This is a genomic window from Mycobacterium sp. (genome assembly GCF_032162605.1).
Lineage (GTDB): Bacteria > Actinomycetota > Actinomycetes > Mycobacteriales > Mycobacteriaceae > Mycobacterium.
The window spans coordinates 1-17269 of record NZ_JAVROT010000194.1 but is presented as its reverse complement, the minus strand read 5'-3'; the positions used below and the strand labels follow the sequence as shown (position 1 = coordinate 17269).

Below are 17269 nucleotides of genomic sequence, written 5' to 3'. Positions count from 1 at the left end.
GATTGCGCACTCGACACCGGATGCCGAGGCGCCGTCAGCGAATGCATACCGGCTGAGACTGCTGCCACCGCCATTCGGCATCGGGTCGCTGCTGTGCGCTCGACTCGAGCAGCGGCCCTGGGTAGAGGCTTTCGCTGGCGGAGGCACGATCTCGCCAACGGTCGCCTCTCGGAGCGTCCCCTCAAGCCCAAATATGTTCTGAAACCGCGCTAGTCGGCCTGAAGAACGAAGAACGGGAAGCACAGGAAGGCCCCTGAGGGGCTGTCCGCAATGTCGTCGGGGAACAGTTCCACTCGGCCGGACAAGAGCACAGACCGTGGGCCGCCCGCCGGATGACACCAATCTCGTAGTTCACGACAGAAACGGACCTCTCAGCTGGCATTTGCAGCCAAGATTGACAAGCTCTCGCGACGCCGAATTCTTGTCAAAGTAGCCCGGCGATTCCTGTCAATCTTCGCTGCGTCTCGACACTTGCCGACTACGACCAGACCGGTTCCCGGCGGGTGTTCGTTCACTTGTGCTCGGCCGCGCAGTGGACGGCCATCACCGGAGAGGTGCCGCCCCCGACGCCCGTGACCTCGCCCCATCGGAGATCTTGACGCAGGTCGAGAGTGTCGGTAAAAGCTTGGTGCCGAGGAGGATCCGTTTGTGCCTGTCGACTGGGGCACGGTGATCGCACTCGGCCCTCCTACGTCAGTCTCTTGCGAGGTATCGACGCCGCGCTCTGGATGGCGGTGGCGCCCTGACGTCACCGAGAACCGACGTCATAGGAAATGAAGTGCTTCGTGAGACAAACTAGTCGCCAGCCGCCGTGAGACTTGTGCGGAAACCGCAGGTTGTGAACGCCGTGGGTTGCGATCGGCGGTGAGACGCTACACGGCGGGCACACCGTTTCAAACTGTGTTGATCCACGGCCCTGTGAGCATTTCCTCCGGCGGCCTCACGTCTGGACGTTGGTCGGCGTCTTCCTAGTGAGCGCTTCCACCCCGCAGCGCTCAGTTGCCAACGTGGGAAGGAACATTCAATGTCGATCGAGGAGAACAAGGCGGTTGTCGGACGGTGGTTCACCGAATTCTGGGGCGAGAACTTCAACCCCGATGTCATCGGCGAACTGGCCGCACCGGACATCCGTTTCGAGTATTCCCTGCATTCCCCATGCCGTGGCCGCGACGAGGTAAGGGCCTTCGCCACCAAGTTCCGCGCGGCGTTCCCGGACTTGGCGTTCGGCGCTACCGCTGATCTGATCGCCGAAGGCGACTACGTGGTGGGCCAGTGGATCGGCGGCGGCACTCAGACCGGTGAAGCTTTCGATGACATGCCAATCGGTGCATTACCGGCCGGCACCAACAAGACGATGCGGTTCACCGGAACGTCGGTTCTCAAGGTCGTCGACGGCCTGATCGTCGAGGAGATCGGGCTGGATGACGGAGTGACCGTCCTGCAGCAGCTGGATCTGATCAAGCCGGACTAACCCCGCGATGCGCGTGCACCCGGCGGTCCATGATCGCTCGGGTGGCGTGATCGCCTCATCAGTGGGCCGCGGCGAGGTATCCCCACTTCGCGCGGCCCGCGCCGTCACCGCCACCGCCCGGACGCATAACATTCGCCAGGGTGAGTCCTCCAGATGCAGCGACAGGCGCGCAGCAGCCCATGGCTGCGGACCCATGTCTGGTCGCGACCACGGTCCGAGAGACGTAAGGACATGCCCGCCAGTGGCGTTGGTACTGCCGGTGATGGGCAAGAGTCCGCCGCGGTCGACGGTTCACGGCCCCGTTCCGGACACAGCCATGCGACGGCGTCCGCGATGGTGGCGTCGATGGGATTGGTCGCCTCGCCCAGCAGGCGAGTGATCGCGTGGTGCAGATCCATACCAGGAGGTGCTGGCGTGATCGTGATATCGCGGAAGCGCACAGGTCTGCAATCGCACGATTCGTCGATTGGCTGCGCTATCGCGCTGGGCCAGTCCGGACTGGCGTGCGTGGTGCTCGGTAACGTGCTCGATCTCACGCTCTGCAGCGCTGGTTCGTCTACACAGTGAAGGCACCGGAACGCACAAGCGGTATCCGATCACGTTGAGGGAACCACGGGGATCTGAACTTTCGGCTGCTAATCGCCTGGGCGCGCTGTCACTCGCGGTGGGCTTCCGCCTGCCCGATGACCCGAATTGCAGTGTTTGCCGACAATAACGCGCTCAGATCGCAGGAGTGGACTGGCGTGTAGATGGCAGCCCATGTGGCGTGGTTCGTGCTAGAACCGGTGCTATGCGTCGTGCATACGTGATCGGAACATTTGACACCAAGGGCATTGAATTGTCGTATGTGGCCGGCCTCGCGCGCGCGGCCGGTGTCGACGTCGTGACCGTGGACGTGTCGACCGGACAGCAGCGAAGTGCCGAGGCAGACGTCACAGCTGATGACGTCGCAGCGCATCACCCCGACGGCGCCGAGGCCGTTTTCACCGGTGATCGGGGCAGTGCCCTGGAGGCGATGGCCGTTGGGCTGCAACGTTTCCTGACGTCACGCAACGATGTCCGCGCAGTGCTGGGACTCGGTGGATCTGGTGGCACCGCAGTCATCGCGGCGGCGATGCGGGCCCTTCCGGTCGGTGTCGGCAAATTGATGGTTTCGACGGTCGCGTCCGGGGACGTCGCTCCGTATGTCGGCGCTGCCGACATCGCCATGTGGCATTCCGTGACCGATGTCGCCGGCCTCAACCGGATATCCAGGCAGGTACTGGGCAACGCGGCCCATGCGCTGGCAGGGATCGCGTCCCACTCGATTCCCGCGGCGATTGAGCGGCCAGCGGTCGGCCTGACGATGTTCGGCGTCACCACGCCGTGTGTCAGCGCGGTGGTCGAGCGCATTGCGCGGGCCACCGGCCGCGCGGCCAGTGATGCGGTGGACCCGTTGGTTTTCCATGCGACCGGCACCGGCGGCAAGGCCATGGAGAAGCTGGTGGACGACGGCATGATCAGTTCAGTGCTCGATCTCACCACGACCGAGGTGTGCGATCTGATCGTCGGCGGTGTGATGGCCGCGGGGCCCGACCGGCTCGATGCGATCGCGCGCACCCACGTGCCGTACGTCGGATCATGCGGCGCTCTGGACATGGTTAACTTCGGGGCCCGTGGCACCGTACCCGCGACATTTGACGGCCGCCTGTTCTATCAGCACAACGAGAACGTCACACTCATGCGCACCACGGTTGAGGAGAACGTCGCGATCGGCCAGTTCCTGGGGGAGAAACTCAACGCCTGCACGGGCCCAGTGCGGATGCTGCTGCCCACCGGCGGAGTGTCCGCGCTCGACGCACCCGAACAGCCGTTCTGGGATCCCGCCGCGGACGAAGCGTTGTTCTCGACGATCGAGGCAGCGGTGCATCGGACGGGCGTGGTACGGCGAGTCCCTCATCACATCAACGACCCAGAGTTCGCCGACGTCGCCGTCGCCGCGTGGCAGGAGGTGCTCGCATGAAACGATTCGTCCGCGCCGAGCTGGTCGAGAAGTTCCATGCGATGGCGCGCGCCGGCGCGCCGATCATCGGCGCGGGCGCGGGCACGGGACTGTCAGCGAAATGCGAAGAGTCTGGCGGCGCCGATCTGATCGTCATCTACAACTCGGGTCGCTACCGAATGGCCGGCCGCGGATCACTTGCCGGGCTACTTGCCTATGGCAACGCCAATGACGTCGTGGTCGAGATGGCCGCCGAAGTGCTGCCCGTCGTCGAGCACACCCCGGTTCTCGCAGGAGTCAACGGCACCGACCCCTTCATGCTCACCGACCGGTTTCTACGGGAGCTGGCCGATCTCGGCTTCGCCGGGATCCAGAACTTCCCGACCGTCGGCCTGATCGACGGTATGTTCCGGGCCAACCTGGAGGAGACCGGAATGGGATACGACCTCGAGGTCGACCTCATCAAAGCCGCCCACACCGCGGACCTGCTGACCACCCCGTACGTGTTCTCCGCCGCTGACGCGCGGGCGATGACAGAAGCCGGTGCCGACATCATCGTGTGTCATATGGGACTGACCGCGGGAGGGTCGATCGGCGCCAACACATCCAAGTCGCTCGATGAGTGCGTCGAGCTGATAGACGAATTCGCCCAGGCTGCGCTTGACATACGCGAGGACGTGCTGGTCCTGTGTCACGGCGGCCCGATCGCGATGCCCGACGACGCCGCTTACGTATATCGCGCCGCTCGGCACTGCCACGGATTCTACGGCGCGTCGTCAATGGAACGCCTGCCCGTGGAGTCGGCGCTCACGGAGCAGGTTCGGGCATTCAAACACCGCCTGGCACAAGAGCGTTAGACCGCGGTCGATTGATGCACACTCGTAAGGTCCACGCTGGCAGGCCCCGAACGGGGCACCCGGACACCCCTGTGGGCCTTTCTGGTGCGTGGGTTAGCGAGGACGACGCACCGTGAGCGGACTTCTTGGCGGCCACGAGAAGGCCGGTGGGCGCCGCCCGGCTTGGGCGCCCGCCCCAAATCTTCGTAGTACTTCGGGGGACCGCTGACGCCGGCCCCGACGCGGTGTCGCCGTACGCTCTCGGAGAGCGCGCCAATTCATGTTGCCGGACCTAGCGGTCCGACCTCGGCGCTCGATCCCGAACGGAACGGATGGGGGGTATTCGACGTCATGAGGCAGCTAGCCAAGGACTGCATGACCATGATCGTCGTCATTACGAGATCGGTTTCGGCCGCTAAATCGCGGAACAACTCGTCTTCATGTTTGGCGGCGTCGGGGTGTTGGCCAGCGCGCTTCGCCACGTGCTGAGCAATCCGCAGCAGCCCCGCACCCAAGCGTTCTTGGCAAGTATTCTCTGACCCTGCGCCTCGACCTGGCAGAGTGACGCCGTGTCCGAAGACGACGACGCCGTCCGCGCCTTACTGGCCTACCTGGGCGCCGCGATGGTGGCGACGGGGCAGCCGGTCAGCGACGTGGAGGACGAGCTGGCTGAGGTGAGCGCCGCGCTGGGATACCCCGACGTCCAGATCGCGGCATCGCCGACCGGGGTCATGCTGAATTTGGCCAGCGGCGCCGCCGCGACGTTCGAGTCGGTCAAGGGTGGACTGCGTCTCGACCAGGCCGCCGAGGTCCGGGCGATCCGTCATCGGTTGTCGCTGTCCACCCTCACGGTGTCCCAGGCCACCGAGGAGCTTCTCGAGCTGCGCCATCGCCCACCCCGCTATCCGCAGTGGTTGGCCAACCTCGGTTGGATCGCGATCGCCACGGGGATCGCTCTCATCCTCCAGCCCGGCGGCGCCAACGTCGCCTTCGCGGCCGTCGGGGCCGTCGTGGTGGTCGCCCTTTTCCGCCTGGGGCAGCGGTTCGGCCTGATCGCCACGCTGCTACCGACGCTTGCGGCCTTCCTTCTGGCGTGCGGGGTCTTCGCAGCCGCCAACGCCGACTTGCTGGACGGACCGCTGCGCACCCTGCTGCCGCCGCTCGCCGTGCTGTTGCCCGGCGCGTTGATCGTCACCGCGATGTCGGAGCTGGCCGCGGGCGACATGGTGGCCGGAGCGTCCCGGTTGATCTTCGGGCTGGTCCAGCTGCTCCTGTTCACCCTCGGCATCGTTGCGGCCAGCCACGTGATCACCGTGCCTGCAGCCGAATTGGCCAATCTCCGCGTCGACACACTCGGCTGGTGGGCCGCGCCGCTGGGGCTGATTCTGATCAGCATCGGAATCGGGGTCCTGGAGAGTCCGCCGGTGCGACTGCTGCCCTGGATCACCGTGGTCTTGATCCTCGCCTTCGCCGCCCAGAGCTTCGGACAGCACGTCGGTGGTGCAGTGCTCGGCAGCTTCCTGGGCGCGGTCGCCGCCAGCCTGGGTTCGTCGCTCGTCGAGGCCGTGCGTCCGAACCTGCCGCGGTTGGTGGTCTTCCTGCCGGCATTCTGGCTGCTCGTCCCCGGCAGCCTGGGTCTGCTCTCCACTACTGCCCTCATCACCAATCCCAGCGGTGGCGGAGCGAACGCATTCGGGGTGGCGACGGTGGTCTGTGCGATCGCGGTCGGGTTGTTGGTCGGCGCGGCCGTTGCTCGGTCCTTCGGCGGTGCCCTCCACAGGCTGCGGCGCGGGTATCCGCTGCGCGGACGCGGTCGGCCGGGCCGGAGCCTTCTGCGCTGAACGGCCTCATCCCTGGAGTAGATACCGCTACGCGCCGCTGGCGGCACGGGGCAGAACCGCCGGGGCCTGGACGGTTTACAGTCCGGACTGCGATACCTCTTACGAAGTCCCTGCAGTGAATCCGGCGGTGTTAGATCTTTCCGCCTGGGAACATCGTCTTGACGGCCTGAGTGATGGTCTCGCGGGCGGCGGCGGCATCGTCGGGTTCTAGGGAGCTGATCGCCATCACGTAACGGTGGTCGGGTCCGATCGTGCCGGTGGACACGTGCAACTGATTCGCGCCGTTCCAGCAGCATAACCAGCCCTGCTTGACCGCAACCGGCTCGGCATAGAGCCCCTCGGGGATGCCGAACCGCTGCGGATACCCGTCGGTTCCCGTCGGTGTGGATTGCGCGAGGTTGCTGATGATGACGTTGGCCTGTTCGGGTGGCAGCCCACCGGTGCCGCCCAACAGCATGTCGTAGTAGCGGACGAGATCGCTTGTGGTGCTTAGCGTGACGTCCCAGTGTCCGTTGGAGGGTGCTGTCGTGCCCGTTAATCCGTACCGAGCCACGACGCGCGCAATGATGGCGTTTTGACCGCTGCGGTTCCAGAAGTTCTGGGCCGCGTTGTCGTCGGAGGAGCGCAGCATGATGTCGAGTGAGTTGCGGTCGGCAGCTGATAGTTTCGTCTCGCCCTCCGACTCCTGCAGCAGCAGGTCGTCGGCGATGAACAGCTTCACCACGGACGCGATCGGGAAGGGCTTGTTGGCCCCGTTGGAGACGATCTGGTCGGTGTTGCGGTCCAACACGACGGTCTCGATGTCGGCCCCAGACTCGGCCGCATCGGCGGTGGCTTGACGGACGCGGGCGTCGAGTCCGTCGAGTGGCGCCGTCGGCTGGGCGGGAAGGGCTTCGGGCAGCGCAGGAAGCGAGGTCTGGGGGGCGGCGACTGTTGCCTGCGGGGTGTTCTCAGCGGCCGGCGGTGTACCCCAGACCTGTGCCTCACAACCGTTTACGAGCAGCGCCGCACAGACGATTGCCAGTCTCGTCATCGCCCGATTCGGCAGCCGCCGCCGACGCATAAGTCTCCTCTGAGCAGATCCTGAACCAGGGGAGCGGGGTCAACTCTCCGCCCACCGGTACCCCAGCGTAACCGGCTGGCCCTGACGGTATGGGGGTGAGGCCGAAGACGGACTCGCACTTCGTGACATGGATTCACAATCGAACGCCCGAGGAGATCGCACACCAGCGGATTGCGCGGGCGCAGTCGAATCGCGAACTCACAAGACACCCCGGCTGGACACTCGATCTCGCCATAATTGTCTCCGACCAACCGGTCGGCATGCAGAGCCTGTCCGGATTCGATCAATGGCGTGACCGTCGCATCGTCGGAACGACCTCCTGGCTGCTCGCCCCACTTCAGCGCCGCGGCCTCGGAACCCGTTCTCGCGCAGCCGTTCTCGAGCTAGCCTTCGCACACCTGTCCGCGGAACTAGCGAAGTCCTAGGTGCTCGAAGACAACCGCGCCGGCGTCACGGTGTACACCAAACTCGGCTACCACCTCATCGGCCGCCACGACATCACCGAAGACGGCCGCCGCCACACCGAACACCTCTATCAACTGGATCGCGCCACATGGCTAGAGTCGCCGGGCCGCCGTCTGCACGCCCCCAGCATCAGCGGCGCGGAGCCAATTGTCGAACTGCTCACCCGCAGCGGCCGGCCGCCAGTAGCCAACTCGAATTGATCAGGAATGCCGCCAAAGCTCAACCGGCGGTGGCCGCTGTTCGCGCTGTAGGAAACGAAGCGGTTGGTGAGACAAACCGCGGTGAGGCCGCCGTGAGACGGATCCCAAAAAGGCAGTTCAGCGACGTCTGCCGATGCGGCGAAACGTGAGAACCTACACGCGGCGCGGAGGAGTCGGACGACGACGGACTGGTGCCGTGTACATACGACGCAGCCGGCGAGGCCAGAAACTCCACCGCCGGTGCAATGTCTCGGACGGCGGATGGATCGCGAACTGATGAACCCGTGCCCGCCTCCAACTCCGTCGGTCACCTTCACCAGTGGTGCGCATGGTTGTCCTACACGTCTTCGTCCTACACGTGGTCGGGCGCGATGGTGAAACGCGGCCCCGTTCACCTCCGTGACACCAGCCGGTCGCCCTTCGCCGTGATGGTGTTGGTCGTCTCGTAGCCGAGACACCGCATGCTGGCCCCGATGGTCCCCACCGAACGCCGACCGGTGATTGCCCGCCGTGCCCTCCTGCGCGCCTCGTTGGCCGGTGCGTTTCTCGTGCCCGCGACGGCAGCCCTGCAGGCGTGCGGTACCTCGGGCAACGGCGGCGCACCGACAAGCACGAGTCTGATTGCCTCCCGGCCCCGCCTGACCCATGGTGTCGCCAGCGGTGAGCCCCGGGCCGACGGCGCACTGGTGTGGGCCCGCTCGGATTCCCCGGCGCGCATGATCGTCGAAACCTCGGCCACGGAGTCGTTCTCGAACCCCGTCCGCATCGAGGGGCCGCAGCTGACGCCGCAGTCCGACGGGACGGGACGGATGCGCGTGACCGGCCTCGAGCCGGGCCAGACTGTGCATTACCGCGTGACCTTGGAGGGCGAGAGCGGCGCTACGTCGGAGCCGGCGGTGGGTGTCTTCACGACCGTGCCCGCACGATCCGAGGACGTCACGTTCGTCTGGTCCGGCGACGTCGTCGGCCAGGGCTGGGGAATCAACCGGCAGGGCGGGATGGCGATCTTCGGCGCGATGGCCGACCGCCGACCGGACTTCTTCGTGCACTCGGGCGACGCGATCTATGCCGACGGTCCGGTGCCCGGGACACAGAAGCAGAACGACGGCAGCATGTACGCGAGCGTCACCTCGCCGGCCAAGGATCACGTCGCTCAGACACTCGACGGCTTCCGCGGCAACTACGCCTACAACCTCACCGACGAGCACTACCGTCGGTTCAATGCCACGGTTCCGCAGCTGGTCCAGTGGGACGACCACGAGGTGATCAACAACTGGTTCCCCGGCGAGTCGCTCGTGGGCCAGGACCGCAAGGGCTACACCGAAACCGAGGCTGACGAGCTGGCCGGCTACGCCTACCAGGCGTGGCGTGAGTGGCAGCCCGTCGACCCGTCGGAGGCCGCAGACGGGCGCCTTCACCGCAAGGTCTCCTACGGCCCGCTGCTCGACGTCTTCATCCTGGACATGCGGACCTATAAGGACCCAAACCCGCGCGCCTGGGCGCAATCAGACGATGGTGGGATCCTCGGGCACAAGCAGACGCAATGGCTCATCGACGGCCTCAAGGCGTCGAAGGCGGTCTGGAAGGTGGTCGCCAATGACCTGCCGATCAGCATCGTCGTACCGGACAAGGCGACCAACCCGCCTTATGGACCCGCCTCGATGGAGGCGGTCGCCCAAGGTGACGATGGCCGGCCGCTGGGACGCGAGATCGCCTTCTCCCGCATCCTGTCCGAGATCAAGAACGTACGAAACGTCGTATTCATCACGGCCGACGTGCATTACACGGCCGCGATCTCGTACCACCCGGAGCAGGCGCAGTTCGACGACTTCGCACCGTTCTGGGAGTTCGTGTCCGGGCCGCTCAACGCCGGCGCTTTCCCGCAGAGCCCGCTCGACGGCACGTTCGGTGCGCGGTATGAATTCGTGCACGCCCCGGAGGAGGAGAACTCGTCGCCCGCCGAAGGTTTTCAGCACTTCGGCGAAGTCACGATCGACGCCGAGTCGCTGGCGCTGACGGTCACCCTGTGCGATGCCCTGGGAAAGTCTCTGTACGCCAAGGAGTTGCCGCCGGCATAGCGGAAGGCCTGGACCACGTCGCGAGCGGTAGCTCGGCGGAGGGACACCGCACAGGCCACAAATGTCGTCGTCTCATTTTGAATATCGTTGAATATAGTCTCGATGTCATTTACGACAGGAAATGAGAATCGGAGACTAAGTGCGATGGGGCTGAGGCACGGAGTGCTTTGGCAGGCCTGCCGTCCGATGGCAGAGTAATGGCGCCTACGCCGCTCTGCGGAGCCGTCATTGTCGTTGCTGGACGCCAGGATCGCGACCGTGGTCGGGTCTTATCCTGGTTGGGAGCAGAGCGGCAACCTGCTGCCACATTGATCTGACGGAATGCGTCACCCTGTTCGCATGTCAAAGGATTCTCCGACCGCGGCCGGTGGCGCGAGGTTGCGGTTGATCAGTGCGCTGACCATGGTCATCGGGCGGCGCGGGATGATGGGGTCATGACTGAAAGATCGGCGAACCGTTCGTTTCGTGCCCTCGGGGCGGTCCTCGGCGTGACGGTGACGCTCCTGATGTGCGGACCAGTCGCCGGCGTGGCGCATGCGGCCGTGGCGGGTCCGGCTGGCGATGCGATCTCGATAGGTGACCCCGATGCGATCGGGCAGATCGATCTGTTCGTGGATCCGCTGTGCCCATACAGCGGAAAGATGGTGCGGGCTCAGGGCGGCGAGATCGGTAGACGCCTAGAGGGCGGCACACTGCGTGTCAACCTGCGGTTCGTGGACTTCCTCGACAAGTACTCTGCCAGCGGCGCATACGACAGCCGAGCGACCTACGCGGCTTACGTGGTGGCTGACCGCTCACGCGCGAGTGACATCACGTGGCGCTTCGTTCAGCTGATCTATTCAGCCGACCAGCAGCCCAAGGAGAAGGGGCCCACGGATCTGAGCAACGATCAGCTGGCCGACTTGGCCAATCGCGTCGGCGCGCCACAACCGGCTCAGGATCTCATCAGAGTCGGCCTGCCGATTGGCTATGACCCGCATGCCGTCGCAGCCAACAACCTCGCTGCCCTGCACCAGTTTCCCAAGCCGGGAGTCCCGCTCGTCGTGATCAACGGCGGCCCGGTCGATGGAGAATCGGACTGGCTGGCTGAGCTTCCTGGCTGAGACGGGCACGTTTAGCGGAGCATGATCATGGTGCTACGCGGGTCCGTCTCACTCGCAGGGGCCGCGCAGGCCACCGGAGTGTGGCCGAGGACGCTGCGGCACGCAGTCTGCGCGGGGCGTGGTGAGCCCGAGCCAAACCGCCTGGCCCCCGGCATCATTGGCGATCCGTGCTTTTGCGATCAAGCCGTCGATCATCGGGCTGTAACCGATCCGGCACGATCAATACTCCAGCAGTCATGAACCCAACCAGCCGCTCCTTGCGCCTGCAGATCACGGTCCTCCCGACTAGCCTGCGCCAACGGCGAAGTTGCTCCGAATTCGAGTTGCCAGGTCTAGGCCGCGACGTGGCCACCCGCATCGCTCTCGTCGTCGTTTGTGGTTCCGGTCCCGGCCACTCGGCCGCGCGATCGTCTTCATCGTTTTCGCCGATGTAGTTCGCGCAGTTCTTCATCGACAACGCCTGCACAGGCGCGATACTGAGTGACCGAACCGGTATGCGGGCGGCGCCACATCGCATGCCGGCTGTTGTAGCCAACGCTCAGCATCAGATCGGGAGTGCCAGGTCATGCTCGTCCACGCCTGAGTCTTGCCCCGCTGGGCGGGTGCGTGGGGCGCGGAGAGGGAAGGGGAACGGCCGTATGACATCTGCCACTGAAGAATCTCACTCCGAGAAGGGATTGGCGCGGGTCGCCCAGTCGCTTGCCGGTTGGACGGAGAAGTGGTTTCCGGACGCGTATGTCGTTGCCTTGGCAGGAGTCGTCCTCGTCGCCGTCGCCGCGCTGGCCAACGGGTCCTCTCCGCAGACGGTCGTGAATGCTTTTGGCGACGGCTTCTGGGATCTGACCGCATTCACCCTGCAGATGGCCATGGTGGTACTGACCGGGTACGTCGTCGCCACGTGCCCGCCGGTGGCCAGGCTGATCGAACGCCTCGCCACCATGCCCCAGACGGCGAGGAGCGCGGTGAGCTTCGTTGCGCTGCTGTCTATGTCGGTCTCCTTCCTGAACTGGGGGCTCAGCCTGGTATTCGGTGGTCTGCTGGCCCGGGCGATCGCGCGTCGGACCGACCTGCGGGTGGACTACCGTGCGCTCGGCGCCGCGGCCTTTATGGGGCTGGGCGCCGTGTGGGCCCTGGGCATGTCCTCGTCGGCCGCTCAATTGCAGGCAACCGCCAGCTCGCTGCCTCCGGAGCTATTGAAAATCACGGGGGTTCTCGACTTCGGCACCACGATCTTCACGTGGCAGTCCCTGCTCATGTGCGCCATCATCATCGCGCTGACCGCGGTGATCGCTCACTTCTCCGCACCGAGGGGTGCGGCCATCAGGACCGCCGAGGATCTGGACGTGGACTTGGACGACCACAATGAAGAGGTGCCGCCACGCACGCGGCCGGGAGAATGGCTCGAGTACAGCCGCATCCTGCCCGCGTTGGCGGGCCTGATGACGTTGGGATGGTTGATTTCCCAGCTGCTCACCAAGCCCGTCCTGTCCGTCGTCAGCAGCCTCAACGGATATCTGCTGGTCTTCCTGGTTTTGGGGCTCGTGCTGCACGGGACGCCACGCAAGTTCCTGCAAGCCGTCGTCAAAGCCGTACCGGCCACGGGCGGCATCCTCGTCCAGTTTCCGCTGTACGCCGCCATGGCGGCGATTCTCACCAAGGCAGAAGGCAGCGGCGGCCGGACGGTCTCGGATCTGCTGGCGGAATTGTTCACGAACGTCGGCGGCGGGGCCTTCGCAGTCGTCATCGCCCTGTACACCGTCGTGCTCGGTATCTTCGTCCCATCCGGCGGCGGAAAGTGGTTGGTCGAAGCCCCGTACGTCATGCAATCGGCGACGGATGTCCAGATGAACCTGGGCTGGACGGTTCAGATCTACAACGTGGCCGAAGCGCTGCCGAACCTGATCAACCCGTTCTTCATGCTGCCCCTGCTGGCGGTGCTGGGGCTCAGGGCGCGCGATCTGGTTGGATTCACGTTCTTGCAGTTCATCTTCCACCTGCCGGCGGTCCTGGCGCTGGTGTGGTTGCTCGGGATGACATTCGACTTCGTCCCCCCTGTCGTCCCCCCTGCTCCTTAAGGCCGGCATGTTGGCCGCTCACCGCCAGCATCGTTGAAGTCCGAACACTTGGCGGCGCCTCGGCGGCTCGGCGCCTCGGAACGCCACCGCCCGCGTACTTCGCCTCCACCGTGGTGATCTGTTGACGCGTAGGGGAGGACGGGACCAGGGTGTCAACCGGCCGACACTCCCCAATCGCGAGGAGAAGATCCCGTGAGTTCGATGATCGACAAGGTCCTTCAGGAGGCGGTTGACGCCAGCGCCGTACCGAGCGTCGCCGCGATCGCCGCCGACCGCAGCGGCGTGATCTACGAGGGTGGCGCGGGCTCCACGGTGGCCGGTCGCCGCGACCCGATCGGCGCCGACACCCATTTCCGGATCATGTCGATGACCAAATTGCTGACCACCGTCGCGGCTCTGCAGCAGAAGGAGATGGGCAACCTCGCCTTCGACGCCCGACGTGGCGGCGTCCATCACGGCGGACGCTCGCTTCCCGGCGATCCAGGGGTCGCCCCGCCAGTGGCGGATCCGCACCTGCAGCTGCCCCTGGCCTGGCGGCACGTCGGCGCCGGGCGGCAGCTCAACCGGCTCACACAGCCGCCTCAGGTGGCCGATCAATACCGACTCCAACTGGCGGGCATGGCCGAAGGTGGACTCCCGCAACAGGGTTCGATCGTCGAGGGTGCATACACGTTGTCCCACGGACAGCCCGACGCGATATCGACCATGCCAGTCTTGTTCTCGCAGAAGCGTTGTAGCTTCGCGGCCAATGCTTCACGACGGTCGGTTCAGACCGCTCTAATGAACCATCTGCGTAGACCTAGCCTCAGCCAGTCTTAGACCGAGGGTCCCTCCTCGGCCCGCCGCCCTGGATCCCCACAGATGGCGGGCCGCACTCTGCGGTATAGGCACGCTGTTGTGAGGTCCCGGAATGTTGGCGCAGTCGACTTGCCGACTCTGCGCCTACCGGCCTCCGAACGTGGTTTCGAATGGTCTTCCGCGGTAGTCCCACTGAGCGAAAGCTGCAGATGGAGGCAATCCCCAGGGGAATCATGAGTGACATCGAACAAAAGTCAGAACAAACTGGGAAGCACCAAGTTAGTGAAGCCTCATAAGAAACCGGGAAGCACGAATCCGGTGAAGGTATGGAGAGGGTGCCATGATCGCGGCGTCCGCCGCGAGAGAGGGGAAGTGCGATGAGCAGCACGGATCAGATTCGCGACGCGTTCGTGGAGCGTGTCTTCGCGTCGGCGCTGGGCACGATGGATGTGTTCACCGTCTATCTGGGGGACCGCCTGGGCCTGTACCGCATGCTGGCCGAGCACGGGCCGCTCACGGCCGGCGAGCTCGCCGAACACGCCGGCATGTATGCCCGCTACGCGCGAGAATGGCTCGAGCAGCAGGCCGCCAGCGCGATCCTGGAGGTGGACGACGCCGCAAAGCCGGAGGAGGAGCGGCGCTTCTCACTTCCGGCCGGCCACGCCGAAGCCCTGATCGATCCGGAGAGTCCGTACGCGATGGCGGCCGTCTGCCGCTCGCTCGCGGCCCTTGGCGGCGTGCTCCCCAAGCTCGTCGATGCTTACCGGACCGGCGAGGGCGTCGCCGCGGAGGGGGCCGACGCGGTCGAGGCGCAGGGGGACTTCAACCGGCCGTGGCTCGTGGGCTCGTTCGCCACCGAGTACCTACCCCAGGTCCCCGACGTGCACGAGAAGCTCAAGGCCGGCGCGCGCGTCGCGGACATAGCGTGCGGCGTGGGATGGGCAGCCGTCTCCATCGCGCGCGGATACCCCGCGACGACCGTGGATGGCTTCGACCTGGACGAAGCAGCGATCGCGCTGGCCCGCGCCAACGCCGGGGACGCGGGCGTGGCCGACCGGGTCACGTTCCAGGCGCGCGACGCGGCTGACCGGTCGCTGTCCGGGCGGTACGACCTGGCCGTGATCGTGGAAGCCCTGCATGACATGTCGCGGCCGGTGGACGTGCTGGCCAGCGTGCGACGGCTGCTCGCGCCGGGCGGGACGCTGATCGTGGCGGACGAACGCGTGGCCGACGCCTTCCACGCGCCGGCGAGCGAGACCGAACGCCTCTTCTACGGCTACAGCGTCCTGGATTGCCTGCCAACGGGAATGGTCTCGAAGCCATCGGCCGAAACCGGCACCGTCATGCGGCGATCGACCCTGGAGCGCTATGCCGCGAAAGCGGAGTTCTCGGCGGTCTCAATCCTGCCGATCGAGCACGACTTCCTGCGCTTCTACCGGCTCGACCCATAGCGGGAGCGGGGGGCGCGAGGCGTTGGAGGCCAGCCAGCGGTCCGGCCGCCATCCAAGATCGCCGCAAGTGGCCGACCGGGTTCTACTCTGGCGCCATTGAGACAAGAGGGGCGCATGTCCAATTGGACATTTCCCTGAGACAGCTTGAATAGTCACGAATTGTGCTGCCACAGAAGTCCGACTGCGGGGGCGCCGAGTCGTGGAAATCTCTCTGGGGACCTCGAGTCCGCCGTCGGAACCCGACACCACGACACGGCGCCCGCTAAGTCATGCGCAGATTCAGGTTTGGTCGCCCCAACCTGTGGGAAAACGCCGTCCACATGGTTCGTCGACGAGGGGGGACACCGTGAATACGAGTGCGCGGATCGCGGCGGCGATGGCGATGATCGCGGCGGGACTGGGCAACTCCGTCGGCGGATGGTCGGCGAACGCGGCGCTGAACTGTCCCGACGTGCAAGTGGTGTTCGCGCGAGGTACCGGTGAAGCTCCCGGTGTCGGGCCGACCGGACAAGCCTTCGTCGACTCGCTTCGCGCACGACTCGGCCCACGGCCGCTAGACGTCTATGCGGTGAACTACCCGGCCAGTGACGAGTGGGCCACCGGCGTGGAGGGCATTCGGGACGCGGGTGGGCACGTGGTGTCCATGGCGCAGAACTGTCCCAAGACCAAGATGGTGCTGAGCGGCTACTCCCAGGGCGCGGCGGTCATGGGTTTCGTCACCTCCGCGGCAGTGCCGGACGGGGTTGACCCCGCGACCGTGCCGAAGCCTCTGGCGCCGGAGGTGGCCGACCACGTCGCCGCCGTAGTGTTGTTCGCCGTACCGAATGTGCGGGCGATGAACTTCCTCGACGAGCCGCCGGTCGTAATTGGGCCGACCTATGACGCCAAGACCCTCAAGGTGTGCGCGGTCGACGACGCGGTCTGCTCCGACGGGCTGAACTTCGCCGCACACGACACCTACACGCAGAACGCTGACTTGGTCAGGCAGGGAGTCGACTTCGCCGCCACTCGGCTCGGTGCCGGCCCACCAGCGCCGCCCCCGGCGGCACCCATCGCCGGTGGCCCGGCTGCGGGGCCGCCGCTATCTCCCGGCGACTGGGCCGCCCCCGCACCTGCGACACCGACACCGACACCGACGCCTTGAGAGTTGGACGACGACGTCAGTGGCGCTCCGATAACCGGCTACATCGTGAATAGCCTCGCCCCCAGTTCTGACTCGGTTCCGTCCCCGGGTCCCCGACCGATTGTATGAAGGCGCGGTGTCGTCGAGGCGCTCGGGGGAGCGGCGGTTACAACTGATCCCGTTGTTCAACGCCCGTGCCGAGAGCGGGCAGAACTACTGGGTCCTCAGCAATGTCTCAACACTCAGTGGCGCGCCGCCGGGCCTGGGCGGCACCTCCGCCGGCAAGCTGTACTTCGATGTCGTCGGCGGCGTGCCCAACAGCGTTGTCTATGACGACGGTGTGCAGGATCTTCTGGCCTGGGTGGCGACCGCCACTCCCGCTATGCCCGATGGCGCCGAGTCCGGGGGCAGCTCCGACACAAGTATCAACGGCGGTCCAACTGACGGGAGCGCCAACACGGATTCTGCGGAGTTGGGCCCTTCGGCGCCGCGGGCACCGGTGACAATACGAGCGGAGGTTTGGATAGCGGGATTACTGGCAGTGACGGCGGTGGCCTTGGCGGGGCGCCGGGGGCCGGCGGAAACGGGGCCGGCGCAGGCGGCAACGGCTGAGCCAAACAGAATGCCCGACGCGCAGCCGAGAGCGCGCGGGCCGGAGCCTAGGCATCCAGTGGACCCTAGACCGCAACCGCGCGTGGGATCGCCAACGGCACTCGAGATCCGTTGACACTTTAGATATTTCAGTTAGGACACCGAAAAGGTCATCACGCGATCGAACGACCAC

General features: G+C 65.7%; 13 protein-coding genes and 1 pseudogene. 13 read left to right on the top strand and 1 reads right to left on the bottom strand.

Annotated features, from left to right (window positions below; translation table 11 throughout):
* Positions 1-1024 precede the first annotated feature (1024 nt).
* The 4 genes from QOI01_RS12170 (at position 1025) to QOI01_RS12155 (ending at position 6129) form a co-directional block, all read left to right on the top strand.
* A complete protein-coding gene (locus tag QOI01_RS12170; protein WP_526381195.1) occupies positions 1025-1471 on the top strand; it encodes an ester cyclase in 447 nt (148 codons plus the stop codon).
* Between the two features lie 790 nt (positions 1472-2261).
* Positions 2262-3473, top strand: a complete 1212-nt coding sequence (locus QOI01_RS12165; protein WP_526381193.1) for a Tm-1-like ATP-binding domain-containing protein — start codon at positions 2262-2264, stop codon at positions 3471-3473.
* Positions 3470-4309: a phosphoenolpyruvate hydrolase family protein gene (locus tag QOI01_RS12160; protein WP_526381191.1), complete on the top strand. Its 840-nt coding sequence runs from the start codon at positions 3470-3472 to the stop codon at positions 4307-4309. The genes QOI01_RS12165 and QOI01_RS12160 overlap by 4 nt, the downstream gene beginning before the upstream one ends.
* 548 nt (positions 4310-4857) lie before the next feature.
* A complete protein-coding gene (locus QOI01_RS12155) occupies positions 4858-6129 on the top strand; it encodes a threonine/serine exporter family protein (RefSeq protein ID WP_526381189.1) in 1272 nt (423 codons plus the stop codon).
* A gap of 130 nt (positions 6130-6259) precedes the next feature.
* Here the strand turns inward: QOI01_RS12155 and QOI01_RS12150 are convergent, their stop codons facing one another.
* Positions 6260-7192 (bottom strand): serine hydrolase, encoded by a 933-nt coding sequence (locus tag QOI01_RS12150; RefSeq protein WP_526381187.1) that lies wholly within the window; start codon positions 7190-7192, stop codon positions 6260-6262.
* An 89-nt stretch (positions 7193-7281) separates the two neighbouring features.
* Between QOI01_RS12150 and QOI01_RS12145 the strand changes: the two genes are divergently transcribed.
* The 9 genes and pseudogenes from QOI01_RS12145 to QOI01_RS12105 all read left to right on the top strand — a co-directional run bounded on the left by QOI01_RS12145 (position 7282) and on the right by QOI01_RS12105 (position 17212).
* Positions 7282-7617 (top strand): GNAT family N-acetyltransferase, encoded by a 336-nt coding sequence (locus QOI01_RS12145; RefSeq protein ID WP_526381185.1) that lies wholly within the window; start codon positions 7282-7284, stop codon positions 7615-7617.
* The gene (locus QOI01_RS12140) at positions 7618-7857 is read left to right on the top strand and encodes a hypothetical protein (RefSeq protein ID WP_526381183.1); all 240 of its coding nucleotides are present in this window, start codon (positions 7618-7620) and stop codon (positions 7855-7857) included. It begins immediately after the preceding gene.
* A gap of 473 nt (positions 7858-8330) precedes the next feature.
* Positions 8331-9935 (top strand): alkaline phosphatase D family protein, encoded by a 1605-nt coding sequence (locus QOI01_RS12135; RefSeq protein WP_526381181.1) that lies wholly within the window; start codon positions 8331-8333, stop codon positions 9933-9935.
* Between the two features lie 506 nt (positions 9936-10441).
* Positions 10442-11038: a DsbA family protein gene (locus QOI01_RS12130; RefSeq protein ID WP_526381199.1), complete on the top strand. Its 597-nt coding sequence runs from the start codon at positions 10442-10444 to the stop codon at positions 11036-11038.
* Positions 11039-11676: 638 nt separating this feature from the next.
* Positions 11677-13113, top strand: coding sequence for a short-chain fatty acid transporter (locus QOI01_RS12125; protein ID WP_526381179.1), 1437 nt, complete (start codon positions 11677-11679; stop codon positions 13111-13113).
* Positions 13114-13314: 201 nt separating this feature from the next.
* Positions 13315-13539 (top strand): annotated as a pseudogene (locus QOI01_RS12120) (serine hydrolase); the annotation flags it as partial.
* Between the two features lie 749 nt (positions 13540-14288).
* Positions 14289-15362 carry an SAM-dependent methyltransferase gene (locus QOI01_RS12115; RefSeq protein WP_526381177.1) on the top strand — a complete coding sequence of 358 codons (1074 nt, stop codon included), beginning with the start codon at positions 14289-14291 and terminating at the stop codon, positions 15360-15362.
* Positions 15363-15738: 376 nt separating this feature from the next.
* Entirely contained in the window at positions 15739-16506 is a 768-nt protein-coding gene (locus QOI01_RS12110) for a cutinase family protein (protein WP_526381197.1), read from the top strand.
* Between the two features lie 100 nt (positions 16507-16606).
* Complete coding sequence (locus QOI01_RS12105) at positions 16607-17212, top strand: DUF1942 domain-containing protein (RefSeq protein ID WP_526381175.1); 606 nt, start codon at positions 16607-16609, stop codon at positions 17210-17212.
* The last annotated feature ends 57 nt before the right edge of the window (positions 17213-17269 follow it).